Raw genomic sequence first — 17,780 nt, forward strand, 5'->3', positions numbered from 1 at the left:
GCGTCTCCCCACATCGCCGCGTCGACCGTGCTGCGGCACGGGTCGCGGTAGATTGGTCGACGGATATCGGCGACTCGCTCGGGTCGCGTCAGCGGGGGAGGCCGGATGATCGACTCCGCGGGTTTCTCGCTCTCCGACGAGCAACAGGCGCTCTACGACGCCATCGAGACCACGCGCGAGCACATCTTCGTGACGGGGCGCGCGGGAACGGGTAAGTCCACTCTGCTCAACCACCTCTCGTGGAACACCTCGAAACAGCTCGTCATCTGCGCGCCCACCGGTGTCGCGGCGCTGAACGTCGGTGGCCAGACCATCCATTCACTCTTCCGCTTGCCGATCGGGGTCATCGCCGACCACGAGATCGACCAGACGGCCGACGTGCGCAAACTGCTCAACACCATCGAGACGCTCGTGATCGACGAGGTGTCCATGGTCAACGCCGACCTCCTGGATGCGATCGACCGCGCGCTGCGCCAAGCGCGCCAGCGCCCGTTCGAGGCGTTCGGGGGAGTGCAAGTGGTGCTCTTCGGTGATCCGTATCAGCTCGCCCCCGTTCCGGGCGACGCCGATGAGCGCGCCTACTTCACCGATCAGTACCGCTCGATGTGGTTCTTCGACGCCAAGGTGTGGAACGACGCCGACCTTCGCATCTACGAGCTGAGCGTCATCCACCGCCAGCACGAAGAAGAGTTCAAAGACATGCTCAACGCGGTGCGGCACGGAGTGGTGACGGCCGAGATCGCGCAGAGACTCAACGAGACCGGAGCGAGGCCCGCGCCGACGGATGGCGCGATCACCCTCGCGACGCGCAACGACACCGTCAACTCGATCAACGCGCGATCGCTCGCGGCCCTCCCCGGGCGCACGCTCACGGCGCGCGCGTCGATCACGGGCGACTTCGGCGGTCGAGCCTTCCCTGCCGACGACGCCCTCGAGCTGAAGGTCGGCGCGCGCGTGATGTTTCTGCGCAACGATGCCGACCAACGCTGGGTCAACGGTTCGGTCGGCACGGTCACGCGCATCACGTCGACGGTGTTCGTCGAGATCGACGGCACCGAACACGAGGTGCAGCCCGCGGTGTGGGAGAAGTTCAAGTACTCCTACTCTCCCGTGACGAAAGAGCTCAAGCGCGACATCGTCGCGGAGTTCCAGCAGTTTCCGCTGCGTCTCGCGTGGGCCGTGACTATCCACAAGTCGCAGGGCAAGACCTACGACCGCGCGATCGTCGACCTCGGCCAGAGGTCGTTCGCGCCGGGACAGACCTACGTCGCACTCAGCCGCATCACCGAACTCGACGGGCTCTACCTCTCCCGCGACCTGCGGCCCTCCGACATCATCGTCGACGACGACGTGCGCAGGTTCATGGAGAAGGCGCAAGCGATTCCGGCGATCCGCGCCTGACCCACAACCCGGCACGGGATTGAGCCACGACTCGGCACGTCGCCCGACTCGCGAGCGGCACCCCGCCAACCGGCGCGGCGATCGCCCTCAGACGGCTAGTGATTGGACTGCGTTCCAGAGATCGTTCTGGAAGCCAGAGGAAACGTGCGCTCCGGGCCTGAAGTAATGGTGGGCAATGGAGCCGAAGATCAACCAGGGCTTCTCGTGTCGCACAGTCCCGGCCGGGATCTCCCGGCGTTCCTCGAGTTTGGTGACCGTCCATGTCTGCTGCCGCCCTGACTCTGCGGCCACTACGCGGTAGAAGTTCCCCTCGTCCGTCTGAAACTCGAACGTCCGTTCTGCGCTGAGGTCGTGGTCTCGCGAGACCTCGACACCCTCAACGAGAACTCGTGCGATATTCGGCGGGTTGGACATGCGGCTATTGAAGCATCTGCAGCCGTTCACGCCTTCGCGTCTCAGCTCGTCGCCCGACGAGGGTGAGGCTGTCTCTCAGGCGTCGTGGGCGGTGGTGTCGTCGGTCTCGACGTCGCTGTGCACATCGTCTTCGCTCAGGCGCGCACCGGGATCCGGGGTGCGAAACGGCGTGTCGATGGCAGAGAAGTCGGGCGCTTCGGTATCGGCGGACTCGGCAGACTCAGGCGACTCGGTGGGTACGGGGGCGTCCGCGTCGCTGGAGGCATCGCGGTCGGCGGATGATTTCGGCATGAACGGCTCAGACATCGACATGACCTCAGGCTCGCACGAACCACCCGTTCCAACTACCCGAAAACTGTGAACAGCGTTGGTGATTTCAGGCGGCCAGGAATCGCTCGGCGATTTGAGGCGACTCCTCGGAGCGCTCGGCGACGTCGGCTTTCGTCTAGCCGTGCCGGGCGTACAGGGTTAAATGCGCACAAGGTGTATGGAGTCCTGACAACTGCTCGCGCCGCGTTTCGGTGTGATCGGATGGGCGGTTGGATGGCCGCAGGAGCGAGAGCCCGCAGGTGAACCGTCGGAACGCGCGCATCCGGCGTCTGAGCCCGCGCTGCTAGATCATCGGCGTCGTGCGCGTCCGTTAAGGTCGAGAGGTGAGCGACTCCCGCGGCCGCACCGGCCTCGACCAGACTGGCCGGAACCTCGACCGAAACCCGGATGTCATCGTGCGCGACGTCGAGGTCACCTCCGACGGGTGGCACGTGCTCCGCCGCACGACGTTCGACGTGCGGGGCCGCGACGGTCAGTGGTCGACCCAGCAGCGGGAGACCTACGACCGCGGCAACGGTGCGACGATCCTGCTCTACGACGCGGCTCGCGGCACGGTGCTTCTGACCAGGCAGTTCCGATTTCCCGCGTATGTGAACGACCACCCCGACGGCATGCTCGTCGAAGCCGCTGCGGGCCTCCTCGACGAAGACGACCCGGAGACGGCGATCCGTCGGGAGGCGCGCGAAGAACTCGGTGTGGAGGTGGGCCAACTGACCCACGTCTTCGACGCCTACATGAGCCCCGGCTCGGTCACCGAGCGCATCCACTTCTACGCGGCAAGCTACACCCCCGGCGATCGGACGAGCGCGGGCGGGGGTGTCGCCGACGAGGGTGAAGACATCGAGATTCTCGAGCTTCCGTTCGACGTCGCGCTCGACATGATCGACAACGGACGCATCGCCGACGGCAAGACCATCATGCTGCTGCAGTGGGCTGCGATTCGCGGGATTCTCGCTACGTCACCTGGTTGAGCACGAAGGCCATGGTCGCGATGTTCAGCATGAAGTGGATGACGAACGCCCAGAAGAATCCTTTGGTCTCCTGGATGGATTTCGCCAGCACGAACCCGAGAAATATCGACATGAGCGCGCCGACGATGCCGTTCGGTGTGACGCCCCAGTAGTGGCTCACGCCGAACACGATCGACCCCATCGCGAGACCGTAGGCGCGAGAGCTTGTGGAGTTGGCGCCCATGGTGACGTAGGAGAGCCGGAAGATCACCTCCTCGGTGAACGCGTTCATGGCGGCGAAGGGAATGACCAGTGCGACGTACGCCCACTGGAAGGAGAACCCGGTCGGGAGGAACTGGAAGAAGCTCGTGAGCCCGATGGTCGCTGCCATCAGGAGCCCGATGATCCACGCGTCGGTCTCCCATCTGCCGCTGCCCGACCGCCCGAAGAGAGGCTTCATCGGTCCGGTTCGCTTCAGGGTGAAGTAGCTCAAACGGATCTTTCGGGCGAACACGAATGTGACGAGCAAGGCCAAGCCAGCCACAGGCAGAGCGCTGAGCTGATAGTTCAGGGTCTGGTTCACGATCGGGCTGTCGAACGGAGCCAACCGGACCATCGGGTTCGCGTACACCACAGACAGCAGTGCCCCGATGAGGATCATGAGCACCGAGAACACGGTCAGTTGCACCACTCGCACGCCTCGATCGGTTTCGCCTCGCGCTGCGCTCATGCTTACCCTCCCTTCCTCTCGGTAGTACGAGCGTACTAGAATTTGGACATGCGTACGAATAGCGCCGAAGAGGCAGTCGAGCGAGGCACGGTCGGTGGTCGTGCCCGGCGCGATCAGATCGAGCGGTCGGCCGCGGAAGTTCTTGCGGATGTCGGCTACGCCGCCGCGACGGTCGCGCGCATCGCAGAACACGCCGGGGTCAGCAAAGGCGTGATCACCTATCACTTCGCGAGCAAAGACGAGATTCTGCGGCGGGTGGCGCTCCGCCTGTTCGAGGAGTGCGAAGCGCACATCGCTGCACACACGTCTGAAGCGTCGACTCCGGCCGAGCGTCTCCGCGCCGGCATTCATGCGGAGCTCGACTTCTTCGCCGGGCGCCGTGTCGAGTTCCGCGCGATGGCGGAAGTCATGGCCAACCATCGCGATGCCGACTTCGCCCGCGCATTCGACACTGTCTCGACGGCCGAAACAGACGCCCTCACTCGACTGCTGAACGAGGGTCAGGCCACGGGCGAGTTTCGGGCGTTCGACGCCCGCGAAGTCGCCCACCTGATCTCCGCGGCCAAGAACGGGGTGCTCGACCGGTGGGCAGAAGACGACTCCGTCGACCTGACGATCGCGTCAGCGACGATGCTCGACTTCGTCGAACGGGCTGTGTCGGCCCCGTAGCCTTCACGCCGCGTCGCCCGCCCGACCGCGTCGCAGCGATACGGAGCGACACCACCCGGAAGCGACGTCCGTCAGGCGGCCTGGAGTTTCGCTTCGGCGAGACTCGAGAGCACCGAGGTGCTCAAGCGGTAGGCCACACTCACCTCGTCGATCACCCGTTCGCGCTCGGCATCCGTCCAGTCGACGGCATCGAGTTGCTCGCGATAGGTCGACTTGAACGCCCGGGGTTCGGCGATCTGATCGAAGAGGTAGAAACCGACACCGTTCGTGTCGAATCCGAAACGTCGCTGCAGGAGCGAGCGGATGAATCGGCCGCCCGACAGATCGCCGAGGTAGCGCGTGTAGTGGTGCGCGATGAACCCGCCCGTCCACTCGCCGGCGACGGAGCGGATGCGATCGACGTAGGCCGCGGTCGAGGGGAGAGGGGCGACGCGTTCACGCCAGTCGTCACCGAGGAGAAAACGCAGGTCTTCGGTGATCGCCGGGAGGCGCGTGAGGTGCGGGGTGATGAAGGGGGCCGCTTCCGGCCGCGCGGCCATCGACTCGGTGACGGCTTCGAGGGCCTCGTAGATGAAGTAGTGCTGCGCGACGAGCGCGATGTAGTCGTCGCGCGTGCCCTCGCCCGTGAGGAGCCCGGTCATGAAGGCGACGCCCGCTGAGTCGCCGCAATCGGTGCAGCGCTCGGCGAGCACTCGCGACAGGGGAGTGACAGCGCTCATCCGGTCTCTCCGATCCTCGGCAGGTTAGGTGACCCTAAGTATAGGGAGCACCGGCCCGAGAACACCAGAACCCGCGTGCGATCTCTCGGACGGTTACTCGTGCGACCCGTCGTGCCCCGGCCGGACCAGGTCGTCGATCGACACGGCGTCTTCGACGTCGTTCGGGGTCACGGCCGACCCGTCGTGCGAGCCGTGCGGCTGCGCGTGGCGCCCAGCCTCTGTCGCCGCGAGAGCGGGTGTCGTGAGGGCACCCACGACGACGGCACCCGCGGTGAGGGCGACGAGGTAGCGCACCGGGTGGGTCGTGGAGACGCTCGGAGTCGCTAGTGCGAGCGCAGGTGCCGACGGTGCCTCTCGGGTGTCGGTCGTGTGCTCGGCGACGCGCTCGGCGGGTCGGAGGGCCGAACTGAGGATGGCGACGGCAACGAGTTCGAAGAGGGTCGCGACAGCCATCGGCAGAACGGGGAGGGCGGAGGCGAGCCCCGAGACGTCGAAGATCGTGGCCGTCACGACGATGACGCTCCACCCGAGCACGGGCACGAGGGCGACGACGCGCGCGATGCGCGGCGCCACGAGATCATCACGGGCGAGCGTGACGATCGCCCACGCGAACTCGGCCGCGCCGAGGGCGCCGAGGAGGATGCCGAGGGGGAGCGGCAGCCCGACGACGAGCGCGAGGTGGATGAGCCCGGTTCCGAGCGCGGCGAATGCGAGCCACGTGCGAGTGATCTGCGACACGATCGGCTTCCCCCTCTCCACAAGCCGGTCGATCAGGCCGCGCGGGGCGACGACGCCTTGTCCGCACCGATTCCGACGGCGAGGAGCACGGCGGCACTCGCGAAGTGCAACACGTTGTCGGCCGCGTTGATGGCGAGCACGTTGGCCGCGGTGCCGATGAGGAAGAGGCCCGCGATGCCGAGGAGCAGGTAGGCCGCGCCGACGAAGATGTTGACACCCTTCGCGGCACGAACCCCGGAGACCCCGCCGATGGTGAGAGCGGCGCCGATGAGGATGTGCGCGACGTTGTGGAAGATGTTGACCTCGAAGATGCCGAGGAGGAGCCCGCCCTCGGTCGAGAAGAAACTCGGCACGTCGCCCGTCGCGGTGAAGCCGAGCAGACCGATGAGCAGGTAGACGACGCCGAAGACGGTAGCGAGGAGACGGTTAGGCGATTTGGTCATGACGGACTCCAATGACGAAGGCGAGCTGTGGACACCCATTTCACCGCGAACGCGCCCGCGTGGGCTACCCGTTGACTCAGCGAATCGTCAGTGTATGGTCACCGTCGCCGGCCGAGTGCGCCGTCAACGGTAGCGTGCCTCATCCCGTGGCGGACCGAACACGTGAAGACCCATGTCGTCGGAGAGCTTCTCGCACGCGAGCACGCCGCGAACACTGTTGCCCTCACCATCGAGTGGGGGGCTGTAGACGCCGAGCCCCAATTGCCACGGCACGGAGGCGACGAGACCTCCCGCGACACCCGACTTGGCCGGCAGTCCGACGCGGCGCATCCATCGTCCGGAGCCGTCGTACATTCCGCACGTGGCCATGATGCTCAGCACGATCGGCACGACCTGCCGCGGCACGACCTGCTCGCCCGTCACGGGGTTGCGCCCACCGAACGCGAGCGTGGCTCCCATCGTCGCGAGCACCTCGGCGGTGACGACGATCGAGCACGCTCGCGCGTAGACCGACACGGCGTCGTCGACCTCGATGTCGAGCGTTCCGCGGGAGCGCATGAGGTAGCCGAGGGCGCGATTGCGGTCACCGAGGAGCTGCTCCGAACGGCTCACGTTCTCGTCGACGGTCAGCTCGCGCCCCGCGAAGGCGCTGATGCCCGAGAGGATGCGCGCGAACCGCTCGTCGGGCGTCGACCCGTCGACGAGGTTGGCGGTGAGCAGGGCGCCCGCGTTGACCATGGGGTTCGGGGGTCGGCCCGTTTCGCTTTCGAGCACGATGGCGTCGAACGCCTCGCCCGTCGGCTCCGTGCCGACGGCGTCGAGAACCCGCTCACGGTCGTCGACGAGGGCGAGGGCGTAGACGAACGGCTTGACCGCCGACTGCACCGAGAACTCGAGGTCGGCATCGGGGGTCGTGCGCGTGTCGCCGTCGTCGTCGACGATCGCGATGCCGCAGACATCCGCGCTCGCGGCGGCGAGTTCGGGGATGCTGTCGTCGATCGTGCCGCTCGACTCCCGCAGCATCTGCTGCCGCAAGCCGTGCAGGTCGTAGCGTTCGGCGTGCTCTTCGGCTGTGGGGGTCATGGCGCCAGTCAACCATCCGGGCGGGGCACGCGACTGTGCGCCGTAGTCTCGACGGGTGGACGGCACGCGCGCGACCGAGTGGCTCGAGCGCCGGCAGCTCGTGCTCTACCTCGCGGCACTCGCCGTTGCGGTCGGTGCCGCGATCGTGGTGCCCGAGGTCGCAGTGCTCGACGCCGCGGTCGCCCCGGTTCTCGCCGTGCTCCTCTTCGTGACCTTTCTGCAGGTGCCGATCACGCGCGTCGGGGCCGCCCTGAGAGACTGGCGGATGCTCGCGGCCCTCCTCGCTCTCAACTTCGGCGCCGTGCCGTTCGTGGCGTTCGGTCTCTCCCGACTGGTCGCCGACGACCGCGCGCTCGTCTTCGGGGTGCTGCTCGTGCTGCTCGCGCCGTGCGTGGACTACGTCGTCGCCTTCACGGGCCTCGCGGGCGGGTCGGTCGATCGCCTCGTGGCCGCGACGCCGCTGCTGCTCGTGGCCCAAGTGCTCGCCGTACCGCCGCTCCTGTTCGCCTTCACGGGAACCGACATCGTGCGGAGCATCGACCCGGCCGCCGTCGCGGGGGTGCTCGTTCCGGTCTTTCTCGTGCCCCTCGCTCTCGCGTGGGGTGTGCTCGCGGCCACGAGGGCGGGCGCTGCGGTCGGCGTCGTGGCGCGCACATCCGCCCTCGCGATGGTGCCGCTCGTGGTGCTCACTCTCGTGGTCGTTGTGGCGTCGGGCGTCGCGACGATCGGTGCCGACGCGGCGATCGTCGTGCGAGCGGTGCCCGTCTTCGCGGCGTTCGCCATCGTCATGGTCGCTGTCGGGCTCGTGTGGGGGAGGCTCGGACGCTTCGCGACCGCCGACCGTCGCACCCTCGTGATGTCGGGGGTCACGCGCAATTCGCTCGTCGTGCTGCCCGTCGCGATCGCGCTGCCCGAGGCTTTCGCTGTCGTGCCGCTCGTGATCGTGACCCAGACGCTCGTCGAGATCGTGGTGCTCGCCGTGCTCGTCGCGGTGGTGCCGAGGATCGTGCGCTGACCGAACCGGCACCACTCGCGTGAATGCGCTCAGTCGCGGCCGGGGCGCGCCGCGATGGCCGTGACGATGTCGATCACGCGCTCGTCGTCGAGGATGCGGAAGTGACCGCCGGTCTCGACGACACGGTTGTCTGCTCCCGTCAACTCGCTTCCCCGCGGGATGTGCGGGTCGAACAGTCCGAACACCGACGTGATGCGCTCGTTGACCGTGAGCTCCTTGCTCAGGGTGAGCGTCAGCGCGTTCTTCGGGGAGAACGATCGCAGGCTCGGGAGCAGCATCCACTGCGCGTAGATCGAGCCGGAGAAGGGGGTGCTGATCGCGACCATGTGCGGGATCCGCGAGTCCGGGTCGAGCTTCGCCATGACGTATTTACCGATGAGGCCACCCTTGCTGTGGGCGACGATCACGACGTCGCGCAGATTGCGCTCGGCGATGAACGCGGCCACGAGGTCGGCCGCGGCATCCACGGGTCGTCTGTTGCGGCTGAGCTCGGAGACGACGTGCACGGGGTGACCGGCGTCGTGCAACCGGTCGATCGTGGGCCTCATGAAGTACCACGACTCGTAGATGCCGGGCAGCACGATGATCGGCCGGAGCGACCCCTCAAGGTAGCTCTCCGCCGACCGTCCGAGTGCCCCTCGCACCTGCCACCAGCCGGCGTAGATGTAGTCGGCGATCCACCAGCGGAGGTCGCGCGGCAGGTTTCGCATGGCCCCACTCAGTCGTTTCATCGCTTCCATCCTCGCGCGGCTGAGGTGCTTCGTGCGCGTAGTGTCGCCGTATGCCTCTGGAGCGTAAGATCACCGCCCGACTCGGCGATCGTTACGCGACCGCGCTTCTCTCGGGCCCCGAGGTCGTCGCCGACGACTCGCCCGTCTTCGTGCTGTTGCACGGGATCGGGATGTCGCACCGCTACTTCCGTCGCCTCACCGCCCTCCTCGGCGAGTGTCACCGGGTCGTCGAGATCGATCTGCCCGGGTACGCGTTCAATCGCACGCCGCGGCGATCGCTCTCGATCCGGGATCACGCCGAGGTCGTCGCCGCGATCATCCGCCGGGCCGACCTGACGCACGTGACCGTCGTCGGACACTCGATGGGCGCCCAGTTCGCGACCGAAGTGGCGATCCTCCTGCCCGACCGTGTCGACGGCGTCGTGCTGCTCGGTCCGGTCGGCGAACCGCGCAAGCACATGCTGCGCGACCATGTCGCGAGGCTCGCGGCCGACACCATCGTGGAGCACCCCGTGGCGAACGCGATCGTGTTCACCGACTACGTGCGCGCGGGGCCGATCTGGTATTCGAAGCAGTTGCGGCCGATGCTCGACTACGACTTCCTCGAGCGCATTCCCGTCGTGACGCAGCGCGTGCTCGTCGTTCGCGGGGCGCGCGACCCCATCGCGACGACCGACTGGTGCACGCGGCTCGCGCGAACCGCGCGCGAGGGCCGGTTCGTCGAGATCGACGGCAGTGCTCACGTCGTGCAGTACTCGGCGGCCGCGGCGCTCGCCGACCTCGTCGTCGACTTCGCAAGTTCGTGAATAACGATCGCCGTCATCACGATCGCATCGAGGTCGCCGCCGAGATCGAGGCGGGGGTGGAGAGGGTGTGGCTCGCGCTCACGGCGGAGCGGGGCCGGTGGTGGCCCGAACTCCGGGCCGAAGCGTCCCCCGGCGCGGCCGTGCACGAGCAGTGGACCGAGAACGGTGAGCGGATGTCGGCGACCGGCATCGTGACGCGCGTCGACGCCGGTTCGCTTCTCGAGTTCCAGTGGACCGAACCGGCGTGGAACAGTTCCCTCGTCGTGAGCTTCGCGGTGACCGGTGACGACCGCGCCGCTCGAGTCGTCGTCACCGAGAGTGGATTCGGTCGCCTCGATGACGGCGACGCTCTCCGATCGGAGCACATCGAGGGCTGGCGCTTCCACCTTCACGAACTCGCCGTGTTCGTCACCGGGTCACGCTGACCCGGGCTCAGGTCGTCGTCAGGGCGCGGCGACCTCGTCGAGCTTGCCCGTGGCGACGTCGAACACGAACCCGCGCACCGAGTCGGTGTGGGGGATAAACGGGCTCGCGGTGATGCGGCGGATCGACTGGGTGACGTCGGCGGCGGCATCTGTGAACGCCTCGGCGGCCCACGCGGGGCGGATTCCGGTCTCTTCGGCGATCGAGTTCTTGAAGCCTTCGTCGGTGAACGTCACCATTCCGCAGTCGGTGTGGTGGATGAGGATGATCTCGTTCGTGCCGAGCAAGCGCTGGCTGATCGCGAGCGACCGGATCTCGTCTTCGGTGATGACGCCACCCGCGTTGCGGATCACGTGGGCTTCTCCCTCGCCGAGCCCGAGCGCGCGGTAGACGTCGATGCGGGCGTCCATGCACGCGACCACGGCGACGTGCTTCGACGGCGGGAGGGGCAGCGGCCCCGAGAAGCCGGCGGCGTAGGTCTCGTTGTTCTTCAGCAGTTCGTCGGTGACAGACACGGGGTCTCCTTCGGGTGGCGGCGTGGTGTGACTCCACGCTAAGCGTTCGGGCTGGGGGCCGCCCGCGCGTGACGACGCGTTGCGGCCGCTCGCTCGGGAGGGCATTCGGGAGAGAAGCAGAACCACGCGTCCGGTTAGGCTTCGGTCTACGCGGGTCGCACATCGGGCGACGAGGGCGAGCAAGAGGGTTGTTTCCGGCGACGTGGTGCGAGGGCGGATGACGATGGATGCGACGACGGGAAACCGTTCTCGGCCGGCGACGATCTACGACGTCGCCCGCGAGGCCGGGGTGTCGCACCAGACCGTCTCGCGACTTCTCAAGGGCCACCGCATCTCGGAGTCCTACGAGAGCCGAGTGCAGGATGCGCTCGCCAAGCTCGACTACCGCCCGAACATCGCCGCACGCAGCCTCGCGACGCGCGAGAGCAAGCGCGTCGCGGCGCTCATGTACGAGATGACGCAGCTCGGCCCGATCAAGATCCTCGAGGGTGCGAGCGCAGCCGCCCGGGAGTCCGGGTACGTGCTCGACATCGTCTCCCTCGATCCCGCCGATGATCGCTCGCTCGCGGAAGCCATCGACGTCGTCAATCAACAGGATGTCGCGGGGATCGTCGCCTTCGCGCCGAACGACAGGATGCGCGAGCGGCTCGACGCGGCGAGTTTTCGCGTGCCGCTCTATCGCGAGACCGAGGACGAAGACGAAGACCGCGCTGTTCCCGCCCACTCGAACTACAACATGCTCGGCGCGGAGCTCGCGATGCGGCACCTCCTCGACCTGGGGCACGAGCGGATAGTGCACGTGACCGGTCCGCTCGATTGGCCGGCGGCCCGCATCCGCGCGCGGACCTACGACGAACTCCTGCGGCAGGGGGGGCTGACACCGGCTCCGTGGCTCGAAGGCGACTGGTCGGCGGAGTCGGGGTATCGGCTCGCGCAGGGGCTCCTCGCCGCAGGCGAGCTGCCGACGGCGGTGTTCGCCGGAAATGACCAGATGGCGCTCGGCATTCTGCACGCGCTCGCCGAGGCCGGGGTCGCGGTTCCCGGTCGTGTGAGCGTGATCGGTATGGACGATTCCCCGGATGCGGCGTACTACTCCCCCTCGCTCACGAGCATCCCGATGTACTTCCGTGAGCAGGGGCGCTTCGCCTTCCTCGCGCTTCTCGCGCGCATGAACGGCCAACCGTCCCAATGGAAGACAGACTTCGTGCGACCGAGCCTCGTTCTGCGCGCATCGACCGCTCCGCCGCGCTGATCCGCTCTTCGCGAGAAAACTTCTTGCGCATCGTCGAGTGAGGGTCTAGCGTGCCTTTTACCGGTAACTATTACCGGTAACAGTGACTCTCGACGATGAGGATTCCCGAATGGCACGTCATGACGCGACCACACACACCGCCGAGGGGATTCTCTTCGGCGCGGCCTATTACGCCGAGTACGAACCGAGCGACACGACGGACTACGACCTCGACCTCATGGTCGACGCGGGCTTCTCCGTCATCCGAGTCGGCGAGTCCGTGTGGTCGACGTGGGAGCCGCGCGACGGGGAGTTCGACACCGAGTGGCTCAGGGTCGTGCTCGACAAGGCCCACGAGCGCGGCATCAGGGTGATCCTCGGAACGCCGACATACGCGATCCCCCCGTGGCTCCAGGTGAAGCATCCCGAACTGGCGACCGAGCTGTCGACGGGCGTGCGGATGGGGTGGGGTGCTCGCCAAGAGGTGGACTACTCGTCACCAGTGTTCGCGAGGTATGCGGAGCGCGTGATCCGCGCCGTCGTGTCGACCTATTGCGATCACCCCGCGGTCATCGGCTATCAGGTCGACAACGAGCCCGGGCTCCACTTCTTCCACAACGAGGGCACGTTCGCCGGCTTCGTCGCGTGGCTCGAGAAGCGCTACGAAACACCGGAGGCACTCAACAGGGAGTGGAACCTGACGTACTGGTCGCACCGCATCACGTCGTTCGACCAACTGTGGCGGCCCGACAACAACTCGTTTCCGCAGTACGACCTCGCCTGGCGCGAATACCAGGCCCTCGTGACCGAGCAGTTCATCCACTGGCAAGCGGACATCGTGCGGGAGTATGCGAGCGCCGACCAGTTCGTCACGACGTGCATCGCCTACCCGCGCGCGGCGCAACACGACGCCTCGCTCGCGGCGGGACTCGACGTCACCGCGGGAAACCCCTATTACGACATGCAAGACAGCCTCGACCTCACGACGACGGTGCCCCAACTCGCGTCCTTCATCACGCGCGGAGTCGGCGGACTGTTCCGTCAGGCCGATCGACTGTGGTCGAGCAGGCAAGAGCGTTTTCTCGTCACCGAGACCAACGCGCAAGCCATCGGTGGCCCCTCGCTGAACTACCCGCCCTATCCGGGGCAGCTCAAGCAAGCGGCGTACGCCTTCATCTCGCGCGGCGCGCGGATGATCGAATACTGGCAGTGGCACACCCTCAACGAGGGCTTCGAGACCTACTGGGGCGGGGTGCTCCCGCACAGTCGCGAGCCGGGCCGGGTCTATCGCGAGATCGCCGACATCGGTCGATCCCTCGCGAGTGTCGGACCGAAGCTCGACGGCTACGAGCCCGACTCCGACATCGCCATCGTCTACTCCAACGCGAGCAAGTGGGCCTTCACCTTCTTCCCCCCGTTCACCGATGACGCGCACGACGGTGACCCGGCGTCGTACTACCGCATCTTCGACGCGTTCCACGAGGGGATCGTCGAGAGTGGCAGGCAAGCGCGCGTGCTGCACGACACCCAATTGCTCGACTACGCTCCCGCCGAGTTCGCGGAGGCCCACCCGGTGCTCGTCGCCGCGGGGCTCTACATCACGACGGATGAGCAGCTCGCGTGGCTCGACTCCTACGCGAAGGCGGGCGGCCACCTCGTGGTCGGGGTCCGCACGGCCTACGCCGACCACGAGGCGCGGGCACGACGCGAGGTCGCCCCGCCTCGACTCACCGCGGCAGCGCAGATGCACTACGACGAGTTCTCGAACCTCGTCGCCGACGTCGCAGTGACCGGGACCTCCGGATTCCCCGTCACCGACGGTGCGCGGGCCACCGCGTGGATCGACGGGGTCATCCCCGACGGCGCCGAGGTCGTCGCGAGCTACGCGCATCGGGAACACGGTCGATTTCCCGCGATCACGACCGCGCGATACGGCGAGGGCCGCGTGACCTACGTCGGCACGGTGCCGAACCCCGAGCTCGCCGCCGACATCGCCTGCTGGCTCGTGCCCACCCCGCTCGCGGCCGACTGGACGAGCTCGCCCGAAGGGTCGATCACCGTGCAGTCCGGGGCCACCGCCCGAGGGCGGACGGTGCGCTTCATCAGCAACTGGTCGGGCGAGCCGGTTCAGGTCCGCGTGCCCGAGGCGAGCACCGACCTCGAGACCGGCGAAACGATCTCGGCGGGCGCGACGCTCGACCTCGCGCCCCGCGACATCCGGATTCTCGAAGAAGAGAACACCCGCGCGTAGCGCGGCACCAAGGAATGACGAAAGGAACACAGCGTGAACACCAGATCGAAGAAGACCATGGCCTCACTCGGCGCGAGTGTCGTGACCGTGTCGTTGCTGCTGACAGGATGCGCCTCGGGCGGGTCGGATGACGGCGGATCGGCCGAGCAGGTCTCGCAAGACGACATCGACGCCGCCATGGAGACCGAGACCACACTGAACTTCTGGACGTGGGTGCCCGACATCGAAGACGAGGTCGCGGCGTTCGAGGAGCAGTATCCGGCCATCGACGTTCAAGTGGAGAACGTCGGCCAGGGCCAAGACCACTATGTGAAGGTGCGCGCGGCCATCGCCGCCGGGCAGGGTGCACCCGACGTCATCCAGCTCGAGTACCCCTACATCCCGAGCTTCCAGCTCACCGAAGACCTCCTCGATCTCCGGCCCTACGTCGGTGACGCCCTCGACGACGCCTTCGTTCCCTGGGTGTGGAACCAGGTCACGAGCGACGAGCAGATTCTGGCGATCCCCCAGGACACCGGCCCGATGGGCAACCTCTACCGCGACGACATCCTCAGCGACGCGGGACTCGACGGTTCTTCCGAGACCTGGGATGACTTCGCGACCGCTGCGGAGACGGTGAAAGACAGCACCGACTCCTACATCACCAACCTCCCCCCGAACGACGCCGGTGTGTTCATCGGCAAGCTCTGGCAAGCCGGGGTCAAGCCGTTCCAGTACGACGGAGGTCAAGAGGTCGGAGTCGACCTCGACGGCGAGCAGGCGCAAGAGGTCGCCGCGTACTGGCAGGACCTCATCGAGAGGGACCTCGTCTCCGTCGACCCGAACTTCACCGACCAGTGGTACCAAGGGCTCTCGAACGGCAAGTACGCGGGGTGGATCACCGCCGCGTGGGGCCCGGTGTTTCTGCAGGGAACCGCGGCAGACACCGCGGGGCTCTGGCGAGCCGCGCCCCTTCCGCAGTGGGAGGAGGGCGCATCCGTCTCGGCCAACCTCGGTGGATCGTCGAACGCTGTGCTCGCAGGATCGGAGAACCCGATCGCGGCAGCCAAGTTCGCGGAGTTCCTGAACACGGACCCCGACACGATCGCCCAGTTCAATACGCAGCAATCGCTCTACCCCGCCGCGAACGAACTGCTTTCGAGCGAGGACTTCCTGTCGGTGCAGGCGGACTTCTACGGCGGCCAAGAGGTCAATGCTCTCTTCGCCGAAGTGTCTGACACGGTCGACGCCGACTTCCAGTGGCTCCCCTTCCAGGACTACGTCGCGGCGAGCTTCAACGAGACACTCGGTTCGGCCATCGCCGACCGGGGCGACCTGTCTGCGGGCCTGACCGCGTGGGAGAACGACATCAAGCGCTACGCCGAAGACCAGGGCTTCACGGTCACCGAGTGACACCCGGGCGGAGCGGCGACTCGCTGCTCCGCCCCTCGAACCTCATGCACGACACATTGGAGTGAGTCATGACAGCGGGAACAACCGCGAAGCCGGTCACCCGGCGGCGCTCAGCAGCGACCTCGAAGCAGACGGCTGCCGCATACATCCTCATCGCACCGTTCTTCGTCGTCTTCATCGCGATGCTCGTCGTGCCTCTGCTCTACTCGGGGTATCTGAGCCTCTTCGCGAGCCGACTGCTCGGCGGGGAGGTCTTCGTGGGTCTCGAGAACTACGCCCGCGCCTTCGGCGACATCCGCTTCATCGAAGGGCTCGGTCGCATGGGGATCTTCCTCGTCGTGCAAGTGCCCATCATGATCGCCCTGTCGCTGTTCCTCGCTCTCGCGCTCGACTCGCGGCGGGTGGCCGGCGCCGGATTCGCGCGGCTCGCGATCTTCATCCCCTACGCGGTTCCCGGCGTCGTCGCGACGCTCATGTGGGGCTACCTCTACGGCAACGACTTCGGACCGATCGCGCAAGTGCTCCGCTTCCTCGGTCTCGACGCGCCCAACCTGCTCTCGCCGTCGAACGTCCTCGGCTCGATGATGAACATCGTCTCGTGGGAGTTCATCGGCTACAACATGATCATCATGTACGCCGCTCTGCGGTCGATACCGACGGAGCTCTACGAGGCCGCCGAGATCGACGGCGCGGGCCAGTGGCGCACGGCGTTCAGCATCAAGATCCCCGCCATCCGACCGGCGATCTTCCTCACCGTCATCTTCTCGATCATCGGCACCTTCCAGCTCTTCAACGAACCGAACCTCCTGTCGCGCATCGCGCCGAATGCGATCTCCGACTCGTTCACCCCCAACCTCTACGCCTACAGCCTCGCCTTCGTGAACCGTGAAGTGAACTACGCCGCCACCATCGCGTTCGTTCTCGGGATCGTGATCATGACCGTGTCGTTCATCGTGCAGGTGTCGCAGCAGAGAAGAGAGGCACGCTCATGACCGAGGCGACCATCATCGGCGCCGCCCCCACGGTGGGCGGACCCCGCGAAACAGCGCGCCGGGAGAGGAAGGAGAAGAAGGAGAAGGGCCCCCGCAAGAACGTGGTTCTCACCGTCGTGGTCTGGACGTGCGTCGCCTACTTCCTGCTCCCCCTCCTCTGGCTCGTCATCTCCTCCACCAAGGAGAACGCCGACCTCTTCACGACCTTCGGATACTGGTTCGGCCAATCGTTCGCGCTCTTCGACAACCTCGTCGACCTCGCGACGTTCGATGGCGGGGTGTTCTGGAGGTGGATGCTCAACACGATCCTCTACGCGGGCATCAGTGCCGTGGGTGCGGCGTTCTTCGCCACCGCGGCGGGATACGCGTTCGCCAAGTACCGGTTTCCGGGCTCGACGGCGCTGTTCTACGGAGTGCTCGGGGCGATCATGGTGCCGACGACGGCCCTCGCCCTCCCCACCTATCTGCTCTTCGCCAACGCGGGTATCACCGATACTCCGTGGGCGATCATTCTGCCGTCGCTCGTGAGCCCCTTCGGCGTGTTCCTCATGCGGGTGTACGCCGCAGACGCCGTCGACGCGAGCCTGCTCGAGGCTGCCCGCATCGACGGGGCGGGGGAACTCCGGATCTTCTTCACGGTCGCGCTGCGACTGCTCGGGCCGGGCATCGTCACCGTGTTGCTCTTCGCCCTCGTCGCGACGTGGAACAACTACTTCCTCCCGCTCATCATGCTCAACTCCTCGGAGCTCTACCCGCTCACGGTCGGGCTCGCGCAATGGCAGGCGGCGAGCTCCTCCGGCGGGGGCGGTTCGCAAGCGCTCTTCTCGAGCGTCATCACGGGGTCGTTCGTCTCGATCATCCCGCTCGTCATCGCGTTCCTCTACCTGCAGCGCTTCTGGCAGAGCGGACTCTCGACGGGTGGGGTGAAGGGGTAGTCGGGCCTCGGT

Annotated in this window: 20 protein-coding genes; 11 read left to right on the forward strand and 9 right to left on the reverse strand. The window is 66.7% G+C overall.

The window, feature by feature from the left end; genetic code table 11:
- Positions 1-105: 105 nt before the first annotated feature.
- Positions 106-1,401, forward strand: coding sequence for an ATP-dependent RecD-like DNA helicase (locus tag ACLHIH_RS10165; protein WP_411316677.1), 1,296 nt, complete (start codon positions 106-108; stop codon positions 1,399-1,401).
- 87 nt (positions 1,402-1,488) lie between these two features.
- Here the strand turns inward: ACLHIH_RS10165 and ACLHIH_RS10170 are convergent, their stop codons facing one another.
- Positions 1,489-1,815 (reverse strand): hypothetical protein, encoded by a 327-nt coding sequence (locus ACLHIH_RS10170; protein ID WP_411316678.1) that lies wholly within the window; start codon positions 1,813-1,815, stop codon positions 1,489-1,491.
- 75 nt (positions 1,816-1,890) lie between these two features.
- Positions 1,891-2,121 (reverse strand): hypothetical protein, encoded by a 231-nt coding sequence (locus ACLHIH_RS10175; protein WP_411316679.1) that lies wholly within the window; start codon positions 2,119-2,121, stop codon positions 1,891-1,893.
- A gap of 347 nt (positions 2,122-2,468) precedes the next feature.
- On the opposite strand from ACLHIH_RS10175, the gene ACLHIH_RS10180 reads away from it, so the two are divergent.
- Positions 2,469-3,116: an NUDIX domain-containing protein gene (locus ACLHIH_RS10180; protein WP_411316680.1), complete on the forward strand. Its 648-nt coding sequence runs from the start codon at positions 2,469-2,471 to the stop codon at positions 3,114-3,116.
- On the opposite strand, the gene ACLHIH_RS10185 is transcribed toward ACLHIH_RS10180, so the two are convergent.
- Positions 3,100-3,825, reverse strand: a complete 726-nt coding sequence (locus tag ACLHIH_RS10185; protein WP_411316681.1) for a CPBP family intramembrane glutamic endopeptidase — start codon at positions 3,823-3,825, stop codon at positions 3,100-3,102. The genes ACLHIH_RS10180 and ACLHIH_RS10185 overlap by 17 nt on opposite strands.
- A 48-nt stretch (positions 3,826-3,873) precedes the next feature.
- On the opposite strand from ACLHIH_RS10185, the gene ACLHIH_RS10190 reads away from it, so the two are divergent.
- A complete protein-coding gene (locus ACLHIH_RS10190; RefSeq protein WP_411316682.1) occupies positions 3,874-4,494 on the forward strand; it encodes a TetR/AcrR family transcriptional regulator in 621 nt (206 codons plus the stop codon).
- A gap of 71 nt (positions 4,495-4,565) precedes the next feature.
- Here ACLHIH_RS10190 and ACLHIH_RS10195 read toward each other — a convergent pair whose 3' ends face one another.
- From ACLHIH_RS10195 to glsA, 4 genes are all read right to left on the reverse strand, one after another.
- Positions 4,566-5,213 carry a heme oxygenase (biliverdin-producing) gene (locus ACLHIH_RS10195; protein WP_411316683.1) on the reverse strand — a complete coding sequence of 216 codons (648 nt, stop codon included), beginning with the start codon at positions 5,211-5,213 and terminating at the stop codon, positions 4,566-4,568.
- A gap of 93 nt (positions 5,214-5,306) precedes the next feature.
- Positions 5,307-5,951, reverse strand: a complete 645-nt coding sequence (locus ACLHIH_RS10200; RefSeq protein WP_411316684.1) for a hypothetical protein — start codon at positions 5,949-5,951, stop codon at positions 5,307-5,309.
- A 32-nt stretch (positions 5,952-5,983) separates the two neighbouring features.
- Positions 5,984-6,394, reverse strand: coding sequence for a DUF4383 domain-containing protein (locus ACLHIH_RS10205; protein ID WP_411316685.1), 411 nt, complete (start codon positions 6,392-6,394; stop codon positions 5,984-5,986).
- Positions 6,395-6,517: 123 nt separating this feature from the next.
- A complete protein-coding gene (gene glsA, locus ACLHIH_RS10210; protein WP_411316686.1) occupies positions 6,518-7,477 on the reverse strand; it encodes a glutaminase A in 960 nt (319 codons plus the stop codon).
- Positions 7,478-7,532: 55 nt separating this feature from the next.
- Here glsA and ACLHIH_RS10215 point away from each other — a divergent pair, with 55 nt between their 5' ends.
- The gene (locus ACLHIH_RS10215) at positions 7,533-8,492 is read left to right on the forward strand and encodes an arsenic resistance protein (RefSeq protein WP_411316688.1); all 960 of its coding nucleotides are present in this window, start codon (positions 7,533-7,535) and stop codon (positions 8,490-8,492) included.
- Positions 8,493-8,521: 29 nt separating this feature from the next.
- On the opposite strand, the gene ACLHIH_RS10220 is transcribed toward ACLHIH_RS10215, so the two are convergent.
- Entirely contained in the window at positions 8,522-9,223 is a 702-nt protein-coding gene (locus tag ACLHIH_RS10220) for an esterase/lipase family protein (RefSeq protein ID WP_411316689.1), read from the reverse strand.
- A 50-nt stretch (positions 9,224-9,273) separates the two neighbouring features.
- Between ACLHIH_RS10220 and ACLHIH_RS10225 the strand changes: the two genes are divergently transcribed.
- Positions 9,274-10,029, forward strand: coding sequence for an alpha/beta fold hydrolase (locus ACLHIH_RS10225; protein WP_411316690.1), 756 nt, complete (start codon positions 9,274-9,276; stop codon positions 10,027-10,029).
- Entirely contained in the window at positions 10,026-10,454 is a 429-nt protein-coding gene (locus ACLHIH_RS10230) for an SRPBCC domain-containing protein (RefSeq protein ID WP_411316691.1), read from the forward strand. Before ACLHIH_RS10225 ends, ACLHIH_RS10230 begins: the two co-directional genes overlap by 4 nt.
- A gap of 18 nt (positions 10,455-10,472) precedes the next feature.
- Here ACLHIH_RS10230 and ACLHIH_RS10235 read toward each other — a convergent pair whose 3' ends face one another.
- Entirely contained in the window at positions 10,473-10,967 is a 495-nt protein-coding gene (locus ACLHIH_RS10235) for a beta-class carbonic anhydrase (protein ID WP_411316692.1), read from the reverse strand.
- A 223-nt stretch (positions 10,968-11,190) separates the two neighbouring features.
- Here ACLHIH_RS10235 and ACLHIH_RS10240 point away from each other — a divergent pair, with 223 nt between their 5' ends.
- The 5 genes from ACLHIH_RS10240 (at position 11,191) to ACLHIH_RS10260 (ending at position 17,768) form a co-directional block, all read left to right on the forward strand.
- Positions 11,191-12,219 (forward strand): substrate-binding domain-containing protein, encoded by a 1,029-nt coding sequence (locus tag ACLHIH_RS10240; RefSeq protein ID WP_411316694.1) that lies wholly within the window; start codon positions 11,191-11,193, stop codon positions 12,217-12,219.
- A gap of 109 nt (positions 12,220-12,328) precedes the next feature.
- Positions 12,329-14,449: a beta-galactosidase gene (locus ACLHIH_RS10245; RefSeq protein ID WP_411316695.1), complete on the forward strand. Its 2,121-nt coding sequence runs from the start codon at positions 12,329-12,331 to the stop codon at positions 14,447-14,449.
- A 33-nt stretch (positions 14,450-14,482) separates the two neighbouring features.
- A complete protein-coding gene (locus ACLHIH_RS10250; RefSeq protein WP_411316696.1) occupies positions 14,483-15,841 on the forward strand; it encodes an ABC transporter substrate-binding protein in 1,359 nt (452 codons plus the stop codon).
- Between the two features lie 68 nt (positions 15,842-15,909).
- Positions 15,910-16,833, forward strand: a complete 924-nt coding sequence (locus ACLHIH_RS10255; RefSeq protein ID WP_411316697.1) for a carbohydrate ABC transporter permease — start codon at positions 15,910-15,912, stop codon at positions 16,831-16,833.
- Positions 16,830-17,768, forward strand: coding sequence for a carbohydrate ABC transporter permease (locus ACLHIH_RS10260; RefSeq protein WP_411316698.1), 939 nt, complete (start codon positions 16,830-16,832; stop codon positions 17,766-17,768). The genes ACLHIH_RS10255 and ACLHIH_RS10260 overlap by 4 nt, the downstream gene beginning before the upstream one ends.
- Positions 17,769-17,780: the final 12 nt, after the last annotated feature.

Source organism: Marisediminicola sp. LYQ134, from assembly GCF_046599635.1.
Taxonomy (GTDB): Bacteria; Actinomycetota; Actinomycetes; order Actinomycetales; family Microbacteriaceae; genus Marisediminicola.